The organism is Clostridium gasigenes, from assembly GCF_900104115.1.
GTDB classification, from domain to species: domain Bacteria; phylum Bacillota; class Clostridia; order Clostridiales; family Clostridiaceae; genus Clostridium; species Clostridium gasigenes.
Window position 1 is genome coordinate 753,344 of the sequence record NZ_FNJM01000001.1, and the last position, 17,001, is coordinate 770,344.

Here is a 17,001-nt window from a genome sequence, read left to right on the forward strand (position 1 = left end):
TAAAAAAATGACAAGTCATATATATTGGGTTGTTTTTTTTTGAAGATTCATTAATGAAGGTAATGGTGAAAAATGAATTTTGTTGCAATTGATTTCGAAACTGCTAATGAAAAAAGGAATAGTGCTTGTTCAATTGGAATTACAGTAGTTGAAGATAATAAAATTATAGAAGAAAGATATTGGTTAATTAAGCCTTATGAGATGAGGTTTGAGCCAATTAATATATGGATACATGGGATTAAAGAAGAAGATGTTGAAAATGAAAAAACATTTTTGGAGCTTTGGAGTGAAATTAAGCCTTACTTAGACGGGAAGCTTGTAGTTGCACATAATGCTTCTTTTGATATGAGTGTATTAAGAAAAACATTAGATAGTTATAACATTCCTTATCCAACTTTAGATTATTTTTGTTCAATGATAATATCTAGAAATTTTTATTCCTATTTAGAGAATTCTAAGTTAAATACTATTAATAATCATTTAGGATATAAGTTTAATCATCATAATGCAAGTGCAGATGCATCTGCATCTGCAAATATAGTATTAGAAATAATAAAGGAACTAAAAGTTGAGGATATAAAGGAATTATCAAAATTAGTTTGTTTTAAAATAGGTAAAATACATAACAATGATTACACTTCGGCGGGTAAATTACAAGGCACATCAATAATTTCCACAAGAGTAAATAAGAATGTGTGTAATAATAAAACTTTAATAAATACTACTGATTTTTTTAGAGACAAAATAGTTGTTTTTACTGGAGGGCTATCCTCTATGTCGAGATTAGATGCTATGCAGTTTGTAAAACAAAATGGAGGAAGCACAGGAAGTTCAGTAACCAAAAAAACTAATATATTAATAACAGCTGTAAAAAATGTTCATGATATTAGTTATACTAATATGAGTACAAAATTAAAAAGAGCTAAGCAACTTAATGAATTTGGACAAGGAATAGATTTGTTAAATGAGGAAGAATTCTTAAGCTATGTGAAATAAGGTGACTGGGGGAAATAAGAAGTCAAGGCGGTATTTATATTTTTTGAAAATGACTAATAATAAAACAGAGTAATATAATTATATATAGTACTCTGTTTTCTCATATTAATACATTTGATTTATATTGAATTTATTATCAATAAAAGCTTTTTTAACTATTTCAATATGTTCATGTCCATTAGTTTCAACAGTAACTTCTAGAAGAACATTTCTAAGCGTGTTTCTTGCCTTAAATTGATTATGTTCAAGTCTTACAACGTTTGCATTTACATCTGAAAGTATTTTTGAAATTTGAAGAATTTGACCAGGAGTATTAGGTAACTCTACTGTAAAGCAGAAAAGTCGGCCCCTTGAAACAAGTCCATTATTTATTAAAGACGATATAGTTAACATATCGATATTACCACCACTGATAACTGAAACAACATTTTTATTTTTAAAGTCTAATTTTTTTAAAGCAGCAAGTGATGTAGCTCCTGATGCTTCTGCAATCAACTTATGTTTTTCACTTAAAGTTAAAAAAGCTTCAACGATTTCATCATCTGAAACAGTAACAATATCATCTACATATTCACGAATTATATTAAAAGTTAAATCACCAGGTGTCTTAACTGCAATTCCATCAGCAATTGTATTCACAGTTTCAATAGATGTTAATTTATCTTTTTTAAAACTCTTTACCATTGCATCAGCACCTTCTGCTTGAACGCCTATAATTTTTATATTTGGATTGATTTCCTTTGCGGCTAGAGATATTCCACTTATTAAACCACCACCACCAATTGGACAAATAATAACATCTACATCTTTAAGATCTTCAAATATTTCAAGTGCAATAGTACCTTGGCCATAAATAACATCAATATCATTAAATGGATGAATAAAAACAGAACCTTTTTTATTTTCAATTTTTTTTGCTTCATTATAGGCATAATCATAACAAAGTCCATGAAGAATAACATTTCCACCATAATTTTTAGTAGACTCTACCTTTAAATAAGGAGTAGTAGTTGGCATAACAATAGTTGCGTTAACATTACATAGAGAGGATGCATAGGCAACTCCTTGCGCATGATTTCCAGCGGAAGAACAAACTACGCCTTTAGATTTTTCTTCGTTAGTTAGAGAAAGTATTTTATTTAGTGCGCCTCTAAGTTTGTAAGCGCCTGTTAACTGAAGATTTTCACACTTTAAATATACATTATTATCACATATATTAGAAAATATATTGCTATATAATAATGGAGTCTTAGTTATGATATCTCTAATAGCACCTCTTGCCGTAAGTATTTCTTTTAAATGCATTTTTTCACCTCATTAGTTTTATTTTTTATTTTTATAGATTTATTATACCATTTTTTTATAAAGTCTTAAGTCTTTTTTGAAAGTAAGGAATTTTCACTAAAACCAAGTTTCTTATGTTAAATTCCTAAAACTTGAATAAAAATAAGAAGTAGTATAAATACTAATAAAGTAAGGAGAGGATATAATGAATATAGATTCAAATTTCCCTAAAAATTTACCGCCTCAACATCAAGATAAGCAACCTGGATGTGAAAATTTAATGAATCCAAAACCTATTTATAACCTAGAGGGTTATAACTTTCCAATTGGAAAGTTAAAAGATAAAGTTGCAATAATAACAGGTGGAGATAGTGGCATTGGTAGAGCAGTATCTTTAGCTTATGCTAAAGAAGGGGCTAAAGTTGTAATTGTATATTTAAATGAGGATGAAGATGCAAATATTACAAAAAAACTAATCGAAAATGAAAAAGGCGAGTGTTTTTTAATTAAAGGCGATATTGGAAATGAAAGTTTTTGTGATTATGTTTCAGTAGAAGTAATAAAAAGATTTAAACAAATAAATATTATTGTTAATAATGCCGCAGAACAACATGAAGCTCAAAATATTACAGATATAACACAATCTCAACTTGAAAGAACTTTCAAAACAAATGTTTTTTCTGCATTTTATATGATAAAGGCAGCCCTGCCACATTTAAATAATGGAGATTCTATTATAAACACAACTTCAATAACTGCATATAATGGTCATGAAACTTTAATAGATTATTCGGCTTCAAAGGGAGCGTTAACAACTTTAACAAGATCTCTTGCACTAAACCTTGCAAGTAAAGGTATTAGAGTGAATGCAGTAGCTCCAGGACCAATCTGGACACCTTTAATTCCTTCATCTTTTGATAATGCAAAAGTGGCTAAATTTGGTCAAAAGACACCGATGAAAAGGCCAGGGCAACCAGTTGAACTAGCAGAGGCTTATGTGTTTTTAGCTAGTAACGGTGCTTCATTTATAACAGGAGAAACCATTCATATTAATGGAGGAGAATTTGTTGCTACATAAAATTTAAATAAAAAGAGCTAGATATAACACTATTTTAGCATTAAATCTAGCTCTTTTATCAATAAGGTATCTAAAAAAATAAATCAATATGATAGTATGTTTTTTATTATAATTTGTTATTTTAAAAAAATGATTAATTTATAGGTTCTAAACTTTCATTAACATCTAAATGTATATTTTTAAGAGCAAAAATTAAATATACAATACCTATTCCATAATAAAGTATAAAGAACACAGGTATTGTTATTCCAACCAATTTTAAAAATGTTTTAAGTAAAATTGGAACTGTTAGTGCATATGCACTAATTTTTATAAGATTACTGTAAGATAGCTTTTTATTCAATATAGATGCAATTACAAGAGCAGCTAAAGGCATTATTGCAAATACACTTATTAATTTACCTATAATTAAAAATATAAATATTAATACTAATCCAATTATTATAAATATATTACCGAAGGTATTTATTATACGACTAACATATTCAGAAGTTAAGCTATTTTTCAATTCTAATGATGAGTATTTGATAGTTGTAAACTTAGTGGAACTTTCTTTTGAAATCAATTCATTTTTACCTATAAAAACCCCCCTATTATACTTATCAAGAGATGTAATATCTAATTTATTGCTAGTATCAATAACAAAAATAGTATTATCCTCTTCATAAATAATAGGCATTTCAGAATCAATTATAAGTTCATCATTATCTAAAGTAAATGAGGGCATTTCTTCATTTAAGATTGTCTTCATTTTAGAAAATTCCTTGTTAAAAGAAAATCCCTCCTTTAAAACCATAAAGCCTGATGATACAAAAGCCAATAGTAATAAATAAAGAACAGCCTTTGAGAGTTTTTCTGAAATAAAGTAATTGTAAGACTTAAAATTATAGGTGCTATTTATAAACTTTTTTAAAAAGCTCATTTTTTCGTTTTCATACATATTTATAATTATCCCCCTTTTTTATTAGTTATATAATTGTAACATATTAGAAAAAAATAAGATATATTACTAATAATATACCTGCACTAAAAAAATTAGTAATCTCCAAATAAAGAGATTTCAAATGAAATCTCTAGTTAAAAGCACTTGTATTAGAAAGAATTTAATTACAAATTAATAAAATAGAGCAAAGTAATGTAAAACTTTGTTGCAATAATGCTTATGTAATAGTAGTATAATAATAGTTAATTAAAGAGATGGAGTGATAATAATGGAAGAAAGATTACAAAAGTATATGGCTAAATGCGGTATTGCATCTAGAAGAAAATGTGAAGAATTAATTTTAGCTGGCAGAGTTAAGGTTAATGGAGAAATAATAAAGGAACTTGGAGTTAAGGTACTTGAAAATAGAGATATAGTGGAATATGAAAATAAGGTAATAACTCCTGAAGAAAGAAAAAGATATATAATATTAAATAAACCAGAAGGATACATAACTTCTCTTTCAGATGAAAAGGGAAGAAGAACTATTCTTGATATAGTTAAGGTTGAAGAAAGGATATATCCAATTGGAAGACTTGATTATGATAGTTCAGGCTTAATAATACTAACAAATGATGGAGACATTTATAATAAAATAATCCATCCAAGAGTAGAACTTGATAAAAAATACATAGCTGTTTGTGATGGAGCTTTTACTGAAGAAGATATACAAAAGTTTAAAACTGGTATTAATATTGATGGGTATGTAACGGCGCCTGCAACTATAAGAACAATAAGTGTTGAGCCAAGCCGTGATAGACGTTTCTCTGATGATGCCAAAATATCTACAGTTGAAATAACTATTCATGAGGGAAAAAATAGACAAGTAAGAAAAATGTGTGAAGCGCTTAACGTCCCTGTTTTAACTTTAAAAAGAATATCAGTTGGTGAGTTAGAACTTGGTTACTTAAAAAGAGGAGAGTTTAGAGAACTTACTGAAAATGAATTAAGTTATATTAAGGGACTATAAAAGGAGATTTAATATGTTTAGATATGTTGCAGATATAAGTAATTTATCTCACTTTATTATAAAGAATTTCTTAGAAAATAAAGTTGTTGCAATAGATGGAACTTTAGGAAATGGATTTGACACAGATTTTCTTTCAGATAATTTTGAAAAGGTATATTCATTTGAAATACAAAAAGATGCCTGTAATAAATATGAAAATAAAAATAACGTAGAAGTAATAAATGATTCACATCATTTATTTAAAGATTATGTGAAAGAAGATGTTGATTGTATAATGTATAATCTTGGCTTTTTGCCAGGAGGGGACAAAGGTGTAACAACAATGCATATAACATCCTTGCAAAGTATTAAAATTGGGCTTGAAATGCTTAAATCTGGTGGGATAATGACAATATGTATTTACAAGGGACATATTGAAGGTCAAATTGAAGAAACTTGCATTTTAAGTTATTTATCTAAGTTACCTAAAAGTAAATACGGAGTAATGTCTCATAATTATTTAAATAGGGCAGAAGCAGCACCTTTACTTGTAGTTATAGAGAAAAAATAAACTTTTAACAAAAAAATGAAGTATTGATATAATATTCATTAGATGATAAAATTAATGAGACTTAATATTGGATGAAAAGAAGGGATAACGGATGGATAATAACCTTACAGAAAGCTCGAAAGATTTAATGAGATTAATTCAATTAAAATTTTCAAGATTGAGTAAAGGACAAAAACTTATAGCTGAATACATATTAAAAAATTATGATAAAGCAGCCTTTATGACGGCAGCAAGACTTGGTAATTCTGTAGGAGTATCAGAATCGACTGTAGTAAGATTTGCAAATGAGCTTGGTTTCTCTGGATATCCAAAATTGCAAAAAGCGCTTCAGGAATTAATAAAAAATAAGCTTACAACGGTTCAAAGGTTAGAGTTATCAAATGACTATGTAATGGAAGGCCATGCACTTAAAGGTGTTTTAAAAGCTGATATGGAAAATATTAGAGCGACACTAGAAAAAATAAATTATAATACATTCGAGGATGTTGTTAATAAAATATTTGAAGCAAAAAGAATTTATATAATTGGTCTTAGAAGTTCCACAGCATTAGCAGAATTTTTAGGGTTTTATTTAAATATTATTTTAAAAAATGTTAGAACTGTAAGTTATGGAATATCAGATATATTTGAACAAATGATAAATGTTTCTGAAGGTGACTTAGTTATTGGAATTGGATTTCCAAGATATGCAGCTAGAACAATAGATGCATTAGGTTTTGCAAAAGATAGAGGGGCTGAAGTTGTAGCTATTACAGATAGCTTATTATCACCTCTAGCAGCTAAGACCGATTACACTCTTATTGCACAAAGTAATATGGCTTCTTTTGTTGATTCATTAGTAGCACCATTATCGGTGATAAATGCGCTTATAATTGCAGTTGGAATGAGAGAAAAAGAAAATATAGCAGATACTTTTGGAAATCTTGAAAAAATATGGAAAGAATATAATGTATATTCATATAATAATAAAAATGTCGGTGACGATTAGTTGAATAATTTAGTGGTTAGGAAATTATATTTCCTAACCACTTTTCTCTTGGAAATATAATGAAAATATATATATCAACATTGAATAAGCATTACTAAAATGGTATTATGTTAAAAGGTATATTCAAATTACCATTAGGAGGATACACTATATGAAAAAAGTAATTGTAATTGGTGCAGGACCCGCTGGGATGATGGCAGCAATAACAGCAGCAAAAGAAAATGAAGTTGTTTTAGTAGATGGAAATGAACGTGTTGGAAAAAAACTATTCATAACTGGTAAAGGAAGATGTAATGTTACAAATGCAAAAGATATATCAGAATTTTTTGATTTTATTCCAGGTAACCCACATTTCCTATACAGTGCTTTATATACATACACAAATTTAGATACTATGAAGTTCTTTGAAGATGAAGGAATAAAGCTAAAAGTTGAAAGAGGTGGAAGAGTATTCCCCGAATCAGATAAAAGTTCAGATATAATTAAAGGATTGTCTAGCGGGCTTTCTAAAGCTAATGTAAAAGTAAAACTTAAGAATAAAGTAACAAATATTATTTATAACGGAAATGAAATAATTGGAGTTGAAATTAATAATAACGAAATTTTAAAGGGTGATTATTTTATAATGGCTACAGGTGGAGCCTCATATCCATTAACAGGTTCTAGAGGAGAAGGCCAAGAATTTGCAAAGAAACTTGGACATAAAATTATTACTTTAAAACCAACTTTAGTGCCTATTGTATTAGATGAACCTTGGGTTAAAGAAATTATGGGACTATCTCTTAAAAATGTTGAGCTTTCAGTTATACAAGAAGGTGTTAAAAAGCCTTTATATAGTAATCTTGGAGAATTGTTATTTACTAATTATGGGGTATCTGGTCCTCTTATATTAAGTGCTTCAAGATTTATTCATGAAGGGTTAATTTATAAAATAAAGTTAGATTTTAAACCAGGATTAACAGAAATAGAATTAGATAAAAGGATCCAAAAGGATTTTCAAAAGATTTTAAATAAACCTTTTAAAAATGCTTTAGACAATCTTTTACCTCAAAAAATAATACCATTAATGTTACAGTTATCTGGGATTTCAAAAGATAAAATGATAAATGAAATTACTAAAGAAGAAAGAAGATGTTTAGTAAATTTATTAAAAAACTTTAATATGAATGTTAAAGGATTGAGACCCCTAGCAGAAGCTATTGTTACAGCAGGTGGAGTTGATACAAAGGAAATAGATCCCTCAACTATGAAATCTAAATTAATAAATAATTTGTCATTTGCAGGAGAGTTAATTGATGTTGATGCTTTTACAGGTGGATATAGTGTTCAAATAGCTCTTGCAACTGGATTCTTAGCAGGAACTTACTTATAATTTATATAAACAAGGGAACTGAAATAAAATAAAGAAGAATCTGACTAGTTACTTTTTGAAGATCCCTAACTACATTTGAAAGGTGGAAATAAGATGAGAATATCAGTAGCAATAGATGGACCAGCAGGTGCAGGTAAAAGTACAATAGCGACATTAGTTGCAAAGAAATTTGATTTAATGTATATAAACACAGGAGCTATGTATAGAACAGTAGCCCTAAAGTGTAAAGATAATAATATATCTATAAATGAAACTAATAAGATTTGTACACTTATAGATAATATGGAAATGAAGTTCGAAAATGATGATTTAATATTAAATGGGGAAAATATTCAAAGTAAACTTACTATGCCTGAAATAAGTGCAGTAGTTTCTAGCTTTGCATCTATAAAGGAAGTTAGAGAAAGACTCGTGAAGCTTCAAAGAGATATGTCAAATAAATTTAATGTAATTATGGATGGAAGAGACATTGGAACAGTGGTTTTAAAAGACTCTAAGTACAAATTTTTCTTAACGGCTACTCCAGAAGAAAGAGCAGATAGAAGATTTAAGGAGTTAGATGAAAGAGGCATAGATGTTAATTATGATGATATATTAAAAGATATTATTAGAAGAGATTATGAAGATAGTAATAGAGCAATTGATCCATTAAGAAAAGCAGAAGATGCTATTGAAATAGATACTACTGGATTAAATATTCAAGAAGTTACAGATAAAATATGTTCATATATTAAAAAAAATTTAAAATAAATATATAAAATATATTCTTAATTTTAATATTTGTAATATATATAAATATATATAGGCGAGTATCTTTTATATAGGAGTAGGAGTAGAAAAATGAAAAATATAATTTTAGCAGAATGTGCTGGTTTTTGTTTTGGAGTTCAAAGGGCGGTGGAAGAGGCTCTAAAAATAAAAAAACAAGCTAATAAAAGAATCTATACATTAGGACCGCTTATTCATAATAATGATGTAGTAAGACATCTAGAGGAAAATGATATTTATGCTATTGAATTTAATAAGCTAGATGAGTTAGTTAAGGGTGACGTAATAGTTGTACGCTCTCACGGAGTATCAAAGGATGTAATGAAAACTCTTGAAAACTATGGATTTGAAGTTTTTGATGCAACGTGTCCGTATGTAACTAATATTCAAAAAAAAGTAAATAAATATTCAAATCTTGGATATAGTATTGTTATACTTGGTGATAATAAACATCCAGAAGTAGTTGGCATTAATGGTTGGTGTGATAATAAGGCTATTATAACAACTGATGGATCTTTTAAAGAAGCTATACCAAATAAAATTTGTGCTGTTTCTCAAACAACAGAAAAAAAAGATAACTGGGATACAACGTTGAAGAATATTTCATCTAGTTGTAAGGAACTATTAGCATTTAATACAATATGTTCAGCAACCGAAGTTAGGCAAAAAAGTGCAAATGAGCTATCTAAGTTAGTAGATACTATGATTGTTATTGGTGGAAAGAATAGTTCAAATACTACTAAACTTTATGAAATAGCTAAAAATAACTGTGAAAATACTATTCACATTGAAAATTCCAATGAATTAACAAAAGAATTTATTGAAAATAATAACTTTAACAAAATAGGAGTTACAGCTGGTGCATCTACACCAGATTGGATAATAAAAGAAGTTATAGATATTATGGAGGGGAATTTTAATATGGAAGATCAGTTAAAATTAATGGACGAGTTAGATAGAAAATTCTGTATCGGAGATGAAGTTAAAGGAGAAATTTTATCTATTGGTAAAGATGAAGTTGTGGTTTCACTTGTAGGATATAAATCAGATGGAGTAATTCCATTTAGTGAATTAACAATTTTAAAAAGTATAGAAGAAGCTATAAGTGAGCTTAATGTTTCAGATAGTATTACTGCAAAAGTTATTAAACTTCAAAACGAAGATAGAAATGTTGTATTATCAAGACTAGAGTATGAAAAAGATATAGCTTTAAATGAATTAGAAAATTTATTTAATAATAAAGATACATTTAATCTAACTATTAAGGAAGCTAAGGAAAAGGGCTTAGTAGCATATTATAAAGGCGTAAGAATATTTATACCAGCATCTCAAATAGATAGTAAATTTACAAATAGTAAAATTGAGTTTGTAGGAGAAATTTTTGAGGTGAAATTAATTGATTTTTCAAGACAAAATCCATCTAAAATTATAGCTTCTAGAAGAATTATAATTGAGGCTAAGGAAACTATTAAGGAAAATGCTATTTGGGATAATATAAGTATCGACGATATTTTAAAGGCTCAAATAAAAAGATTTACGAAATTTGGCGCATTTGCTGAAGTAAATGGTGTAGATGGATTAATTCATTTATCACAAATTTCATGGAGCCATGTTAAGTCGCCTGAAGATGTATTAAAAAAAGGTGATATAGTAGATGTTAAGGTAATTGATATGGATAGAGATAATAAAAAATTATCTCTAAGTATTAAAGCTTTATTACAAGAGCCATGGGCTAATGTTGAAGAAAAATATCCAGAAGGATCTGTAGTTCTTGGTAAGGTTGTTAGACTTAATGATTTTGGTGCCTTTGTAGAGCTTGAGCCTGGAATTGACGGACTAGTTCATATATCAAAGATAAGTCATGATAGAGTTAATAATCCATCAGATGTTTTATTTGTTGGACAGGAAATAAAAGCAAAAATATTAACTGTAGATAAAGCAAATAGAAAAATTGGATTAAGTATGAAGGATGTTGAATAGATAATATAAAAATTAGAGTAATTTACAAGAAAAGTCATGCATATAATTTTATATGTATGACTTTTTTCTTGACTAAAAATAAATGGAAGATTTATACTAACGGTATAGAGATTAATATTAGAAAATAAAAACATTGAATTTCTGGATAATAATAAAAAAAGATACTTAAAAAGGGGACAGGTTATGATATCATTAAAAAAGTTAACTTCACAAAATTTAGATGAATTTAAAAAAGTATACTCTCAAAGTAAACTTAGTGAGAACTATGATAGAGATTTTTTCAAACTTTATGATGAACAAAATTTTGTTGTGAAATTTATATTTAAAAGGTTTTTAAAATTATTTGCATATAATAATGATATTATTGGTTTTATGTGGTATGAAACTCCTATGGATATAAATATAAGAATTTGGGCTTTATATATTGATAATAGATATTTAAGTTTATTAAATGAAAATTTATTAAAAAGTTTTAATAATAGTCTTCTATCATATGAAGCTGTAGATAGTAATAGAAATATAGAGACTTTGCAAAATCTTGGGTTTAAAATGGTTAGGCCAACAGTATTTATGAAATTACAAATAAGTAATTATAATAAAGATAGTTACTTATTAAAATACGAAAATGGAAAAGACAATACTAGTAAAATCATTACATTTAGAACCTTTAAAATAGGAGAAGATGAAGAGATTAGGTGTAAAATACAAAATGATATCTTTTCAGATTATAGTAGAATCCCTTTAACTATTGAAGATGTATATAGTGATTTAAATCAAGATTATTATATTAATGACCTTGCTATATTTATGGAAGTTAATAATGTTATAATTGGATATGGACAAATAGTTTTCAATAGAGATATCTATACAGTAGTTAATTTTGGTATTATTGCAGCCTATAGGGGAAGAGGATATGGGAGGTTATTATTAAATAAATTAATTATTCTTTCAACTGCAAAGGCTATGCAACATCTATATATTAGAGTAGATAAGAATAATACAAAAGCAAGAGAATTATATAAATGGGCAGGCTTTGAAGAAAAGTATATGATTTCGAAATGGGAAAGATAAAGGTTTTGAGAAAATTTTTACTGAATTAACAATAGAGATTTATCTGCATTAATAAAAATGGTATAAAGCCATCAGCATTGTGTTTAGCTTGTTTAGTATGCCAATCTATTACTACATTCTCCACAAAGCAGTAGTGACGTAAATACATGGGTATTAGCCTTGCTTCTAGACCAAGTAACTGATTTATTAGCGTTCTCATACATTATAGAATTACAATTAGTCCATAAGTCTTTTTCAATTATAGATGATTAATTAATCATTTTGATTTAGCGGGTGGTGAAACAGTAACTATTAGAATAGATACTGAGTACAAAAAGATTGTTGAAAAATATAATGATAAATGTATGGAATGTATTCCTATTATATTAGAGTATGAAGATGTCTATAATAAGAGAATATATAAGTATTATATAAGGGCTGTAAGAATGAGTAAACATTCACATTTTGAAATATTTGAGAATGAAAAAAAGAAATTATAAAGAATTAAGGAACTCTCATAACTGATGGTTCTTTTTTATATGGATTAGTAGCGTAATGGTAGCGCAACAGTCTGTTAACCTGTGGGTTGGAGGTTCAAATCCTTCCTAGTCCGCCAGTTTAAGAACCTCTTTTTGGTTTGCAACCCTTTTGTGAGTATAGTGACAAAATTAAATTGCTAATTAAAGGAATTATTATAACTTTGTGGAATAATGTATTTGAAAGGTGGGATGATTATGAGTGATATTCTAGGAACAGTAGCATTTTCAAATGTAGGAAAGCTGGAAGCTAGAGTTGAAAAGCTTGAAGTCGTTGAAAATGAAAACAAGAAACTGAAAGAAAGAGTAGAAAAATTGGAAAAGAAATTGCAAGAAGTAGCTAAAATATTAAGTAAATAAACAAACAAGGAACTCCAAATGGGGTTCTTTTATTTTACAAAAGAAGGTGATAACATGCATGAAAGCTAGAAAATATAAAAGAAATTCACATGGGCCCATTGAAGAAATAGGTTAAAAGAGGAAAAAATACTTCTTTGTAGAATATTGTTTTTTATAGAAGGTGGTGAAATTTGTTGATTAATGAAATAAAAAAGTTTTATGAGAATAATATGATGCTTAGTCGTATAGGTATAGGTTCATTTGTACTAGATATATTATATATTTGGTATAGAGGCGGAGGTGAATTATTTGAATTCATATATCATCTATCTTTAGCATATTTGGTATTTTTAATATCTTATATTGTCAAAGTATATTTAGTAGACGAAAAGAAAAAATCTATGAAGAAAGTAATAGCAGATTTAAGATTTTGGATAGGTGTTATAATACTGTTTATTATTTGTGGTAACATATCTATATATTTGTCTCCATTTGACTATAAAGAGAAATTTCCTAATTATGTTTCTTTAAATGGTTCTCTATTGGGTGGTTTGATAACACTGGTTTCTATTTTTATTACGAACCAATATTATAATAAAGAAAAAATACTGCAAGATAAATCGAATAAAACTAAGAAAAATGATTTTAAGATTAAGGCGTTAAAACTTTTGAAGTATGAGTTTGAGTTAAATAAAGAAAATTGTGAAAAGGTAAAAGCACATGGTGGTAAAGACGTATTTCAAACTGTAGTGTGGAAAGAGTTTAGAGGGTTATTTGTAGAGATATTTACTGAAATTAGCACTGATAAAACTCGAAGTAATATATTTAGTGTGCAAAAATTTTATATTTTGGCTGATACACTGGATGGATTAATGTTGCCATATCACGGAGCTTTTGACTATATATTTGAGTCTTTTGATAATATAAATAAAATAATTGATGCGGCTATAAGTTATTATGAAAATATATACTAGATATTTGAAGGAGTGATAAAGTTGAATTTAAATACAGGAATCATAATTATTGGTTTTTTTTTATTAGGTTTATTTACTAAATCATACTTACCCAAATACATGGAGGAAAAAGGGAAGAATCTTGCAACTAAAGAAGATATAAAAGGTATAACAGAAAAAACAGAAGAGGTTAAAGTACAATTCAAAAAAGAATTTCATGATTTTTCAAGTGATAATGAGTTTAAGCAGGAGTATTATCATCAGCAGTTTTCAGGTTTGTATTCTAAGTTATATTCTATAATTAGTCAATCAGAATATTATAGATATTTTAATAGTCTATATGGTGATAAAAAAGCTAACTTTGATGAATATCCATTTTTTGAAGTAAGTAAAAGTACTAAGAAAGAAAAATCAAATCTATTTACTGGTGAAATTTTGCAAAATCAAGTAATTGAAGTTAATGATTCTATTACGGGTTTTAATAAAAAAGAATTATGTGATTATATTATAGCAAATTCCAATTTAGCTTCTAGGAGATTATTAAAAATTGCTGTAGCTTATAGGTTTGCTAATGATCATTATTCAAGAAGTGAAACAAAAATATCAGATAAAAAAATGAGTGATGGATTTGATAAGGAGGAGTTACGTCTAATTAGAGAACTGGTGAAAATAATTATATCTGATTATAATATAGTGGCCAAGAAATTAAAACTTGATTATAATAAAATTGAGATGGAAACTGGATTATTTCAACATGAAGAGTTATCTTCTAATACAATAAAATACTAGTAAACAAATAATTCAAAGAGGAGTGATAAAGCTTGAAAATACCATTTGATTTCCCAAGTGATGAAGCAAGAAACAAATGGCTGCTTTATCACTACTTAAAAAAATCTTATTTAGATATAGGAATACAGGAAGAAAAAGCAATTGAATTAACAGATAAAAGAATTATAGAAAACTCTAAGAATTTGTTTCGATTCCATGGATTAGCATGGCAACTTAGGCAAATAAGCTTGGAGTTTTTTTGTATGTATTTTATGCAAGATGTTTATCTTCCAAAAGAAGATAATGCAGCAGCTCCTATAGCTTTAGTTCATGAAGAGGTATGGATAGATATTCAGAATAGCATTATTTGAATAAGCTAGGGTAAAGAAGTGGAAAATATATAGTGATGATGTTAAGTTTGCTAAGCAAAGCGTAATGGTAAAGTAGTTAAAAAAGGTACTGTTCTTATGGCTAGAGTTTAAAAATATATTAAATAATTTTAAAGATGATGATAGACTTCAAAATGCTAAAGAATTTTATTATAAGAATGAAAAAAATATGCAATATGATACTATTTGGAGTGAGTTTTAGGATTGTTTAGAACTAGCCCTGGATTATTATGAAAATCCTAACTCTTTCAAACAAGAAGTTCAAGGGGATGTAGATTCTATAGGTGAAAAATGGTTCAAGTCAACGCATACAAAAACTAGGGAAGAAATTGAAAGTCATAAATTTATAAAAACAATGTTATTAGATAGATGTAAGGAGACTGAATAATTAAAAAAGCATTTTCAAATTAGAAATTAGGTTAATTTACAGTTGATAATTATGGTATAATATTGGGATAATTTATAATTAAAGGGGAATAATATATTATGGATACTAATATGATAAAATTAAAAAACAACCTCTTCTTTATTCAAACTTATGGATGTCAAATGAATGAGGAAGATTCCGAAAAATTGTCTGGAATGTTAAAAACAATAGGGTATTCTAGTACAGAAGTTAAGGAAGAAGCGGGAATAATAATTTATAATACCTGTTGTGTAAGAGAAAATGCAGAGACTAAAGTGTTTGGAAACCTTGGACATTTGAAAGCATTAAAAAGAAAAAATCCTGATCTTATAATTGCAATTTGCGGATGTATGATGCAGCAAGAGGGCATGGCTGATAAAATTTTAAAGAATTTTCCTTTTGTTAATATAATATTTGGTACTCATAATGCGTTTAAATTTCCAGAGTATTTAAATAGAGTAAAAACAGAAGGGATACAAGTTAAAGAAATATTTAATAAAGAAACTGAAATAGTTGAGGGAATTCCAATAGATAGAAAAAGTGAAGTAAAGGCATTTGTAACTATTATGTATGGTTGCAACAACTTCTGTACATATTGTGTAGTTCCTTATGTTAGAGGGAGAGAAAGAAGTAGAACTCCAAAAGATATTGTTAAAGAAATAGAGGGATTAATTTCAAAAGGGTATAATGAAATAACTCTACTTGGGCAGAATGTTAATTCTTATGGAAAAGGTTTAGATGAAGAAATAACTTTTGCCATGTTACTTAGAAAAATTAACGAAGTACCTGGAATAGAAAGAATTAGATTTATGACACCACACCCAAAGGATTTAACTGAAGATGTAATCTTAGCTATAAGAGATTGTGATAAGGTATGTGAACAAATACATTTACCAGTTCAAAGTGGATCAAATAGAATATTAAAGAAAATGAATAGGAATTATACACGTGAAAATTATATAGAGTTGATTAAGAAAATAAGAAAAGAAATACCTGGTGTAACAATTACAACTGATTTAATTATAGGCTTTCCAGGTGAAACAGAGGAAGATTTTGAAGATACATTAAACTTAGCTAAAGAAATTAAATATTCATTAGCATTTACCTATCTTTATTCTAGAAGAAATAATACACCAGCAGATATAATGTTAAATCAAGTTGCTGATAATATAAAACATGAAAGGTTTAATAAATTAGTAGATGTAATTAATAAAGGTGTTATTTCACAAAACAAGACATATGAAGGACAAACTGTAGAAGTACTTGTAGAAGGTAGTAGTAAAAATGATTTAACTATGTTAACTGGTAGAACTAGAAATGGTAAACTTGTAAACTTTAAAGGTGAAAATATAAAAAGTGGAGATTTAGTTTTAATAAAAATTATAAGAGCTCAACCATTTTCCCTTATTGGAGAAGTAATATAGATAGAATTTCAAAGCATAATAAAGATTCAAAAAGAATAATAAAAAGAGAAACTCTGATTTAGCAGAGTTTCTCTTTTTGTGATATAATATAGGGATAAGAAAACTTAGGCAGATTTTTTTAATAGACTACAATATTAGTCTGTTATTTTTCAATACGCCTTGAACAAA

The 17,001-nt window shown here is 27.6% G+C and carries 16 protein-coding genes and 1 tRNA gene; 15 read left to right on the forward strand and 2 right to left on the reverse strand.

All coding sequences use genetic code 11. From position 1 onward, the window contains the following. The first annotated feature begins 72 nt into the window (after positions 1-72). Positions 73-996, forward strand: coding sequence for an exonuclease domain-containing protein (locus tag BLS77_RS03730; RefSeq protein WP_089965992.1), 924 nt, complete (start codon positions 73-75; stop codon positions 994-996). 105 nt (positions 997-1,101) lie between these two features. Here BLS77_RS03730 and ilvA read toward each other — a convergent pair whose 3' ends face one another. After that, positions 1,102-2,301: a threonine ammonia-lyase gene (gene ilvA, locus BLS77_RS03735; protein WP_089965994.1), complete on the reverse strand. Its 1,200-nt coding sequence runs from the start codon at positions 2,299-2,301 to the stop codon at positions 1,102-1,104. 184 nt (positions 2,302-2,485) lie between these two features. Here ilvA and BLS77_RS03740 point away from each other — a divergent pair, with 184 nt between their 5' ends. Then, on the forward strand, positions 2,486-3,358 hold the full coding sequence (locus BLS77_RS03740; protein WP_089965995.1) for an SDR family oxidoreductase: 873 nt from the start codon (positions 2,486-2,488) through the stop codon (positions 3,356-3,358). A gap of 133 nt (positions 3,359-3,491) precedes the next feature. On the opposite strand, the gene BLS77_RS03745 is transcribed toward BLS77_RS03740, so the two are convergent. After that, positions 3,492-4,298 (reverse strand): DUF1189 domain-containing protein, encoded by an 807-nt coding sequence (locus BLS77_RS03745; RefSeq protein ID WP_089965997.1) that lies wholly within the window; start codon positions 4,296-4,298, stop codon positions 3,492-3,494. A gap of 271 nt (positions 4,299-4,569) precedes the next feature. Here BLS77_RS03745 and BLS77_RS03750 point away from each other — a divergent pair, with 271 nt between their 5' ends. The 13 genes from BLS77_RS03750 to miaB all read left to right on the forward strand — a co-directional run bounded on the left by BLS77_RS03750 (position 4,570) and on the right by miaB (position 16,833). Next, positions 4,570-5,310 carry a pseudouridine synthase gene (locus BLS77_RS03750; RefSeq protein ID WP_089965999.1) on the forward strand — a complete coding sequence of 247 codons (741 nt, stop codon included), beginning with the start codon at positions 4,570-4,572 and terminating at the stop codon, positions 5,308-5,310. Positions 5,311-5,323: 13 nt separating this feature from the next. Next, on the forward strand, positions 5,324-5,860 hold the full coding sequence (mnmM, locus tag BLS77_RS03755) for a tRNA 5-(aminomethyl)-2-thiouridylate-methyltransferase MnmM (protein ID WP_089966001.1): 537 nt from the start codon (positions 5,324-5,326) through the stop codon (positions 5,858-5,860). A gap of 91 nt (positions 5,861-5,951) precedes the next feature. Next, positions 5,952-6,848 (forward strand): MurR/RpiR family transcriptional regulator, encoded by an 897-nt coding sequence (locus tag BLS77_RS03760; RefSeq protein WP_089966003.1) that lies wholly within the window; start codon positions 5,952-5,954, stop codon positions 6,846-6,848. A gap of 151 nt (positions 6,849-6,999) precedes the next feature. After that, positions 7,000-8,220, forward strand: a complete 1,221-nt coding sequence (locus BLS77_RS03765; protein WP_089966005.1) for a BaiN/RdsA family NAD(P)/FAD-dependent oxidoreductase — start codon at positions 7,000-7,002, stop codon at positions 8,218-8,220. Between the two features lie 93 nt (positions 8,221-8,313). After that, the gene (gene cmk / locus BLS77_RS03770; protein WP_089966007.1) at positions 8,314-8,970 is read left to right on the forward strand and encodes a (d)CMP kinase; all 657 of its coding nucleotides are present in this window, start codon (positions 8,314-8,316) and stop codon (positions 8,968-8,970) included. A gap of 90 nt (positions 8,971-9,060) precedes the next feature. Beyond that, positions 9,061-10,968: a bifunctional 4-hydroxy-3-methylbut-2-enyl diphosphate reductase/30S ribosomal protein S1 gene (locus BLS77_RS03775; RefSeq protein WP_089966009.1), complete on the forward strand. Its 1,908-nt coding sequence runs from the start codon at positions 9,061-9,063 to the stop codon at positions 10,966-10,968. 183 nt (positions 10,969-11,151) lie between these two features. Then, positions 11,152-12,039, forward strand: a complete 888-nt coding sequence (locus BLS77_RS03780; protein ID WP_089966011.1) for a GNAT family N-acetyltransferase — start codon at positions 11,152-11,154, stop codon at positions 12,037-12,039. Positions 12,040-12,559: 520 nt separating this feature from the next. Beyond that, positions 12,560-12,634 (forward strand) — tRNA-Asn (locus BLS77_RS03785). A 118-nt stretch (positions 12,635-12,752) separates the two neighbouring features. Continuing rightward, a complete protein-coding gene (locus tag BLS77_RS19715; protein ID WP_175490757.1) occupies positions 12,753-12,914 on the forward strand; it encodes a hypothetical protein in 162 nt (53 codons plus the stop codon). 173 nt (positions 12,915-13,087) lie between these two features. Then, positions 13,088-13,867, forward strand: coding sequence for a hypothetical protein (locus tag BLS77_RS03790; RefSeq protein WP_089966013.1), 780 nt, complete (start codon positions 13,088-13,090; stop codon positions 13,865-13,867). 99 nt (positions 13,868-13,966) lie between these two features. Beyond that, positions 13,967-14,635, forward strand: a complete 669-nt coding sequence (locus BLS77_RS03795; protein WP_175490758.1) for a hypothetical protein — start codon at positions 13,967-13,969, stop codon at positions 14,633-14,635. Positions 14,636-14,667: 32 nt separating this feature from the next. Continuing rightward, positions 14,668-14,985, forward strand: a complete 318-nt coding sequence (locus BLS77_RS20200) for a hypothetical protein (protein WP_242873925.1) — start codon at positions 14,668-14,670, stop codon at positions 14,983-14,985. A 516-nt stretch (positions 14,986-15,501) separates the two neighbouring features. Beyond that, complete coding sequence (miaB, locus tag BLS77_RS03805; RefSeq protein ID WP_423231023.1) at positions 15,502-16,833, forward strand: tRNA (N6-isopentenyl adenosine(37)-C2)-methylthiotransferase MiaB; 1,332 nt, start codon at positions 15,502-15,504, stop codon at positions 16,831-16,833. Positions 16,834-17,001 lie beyond the last annotated feature (168 nt).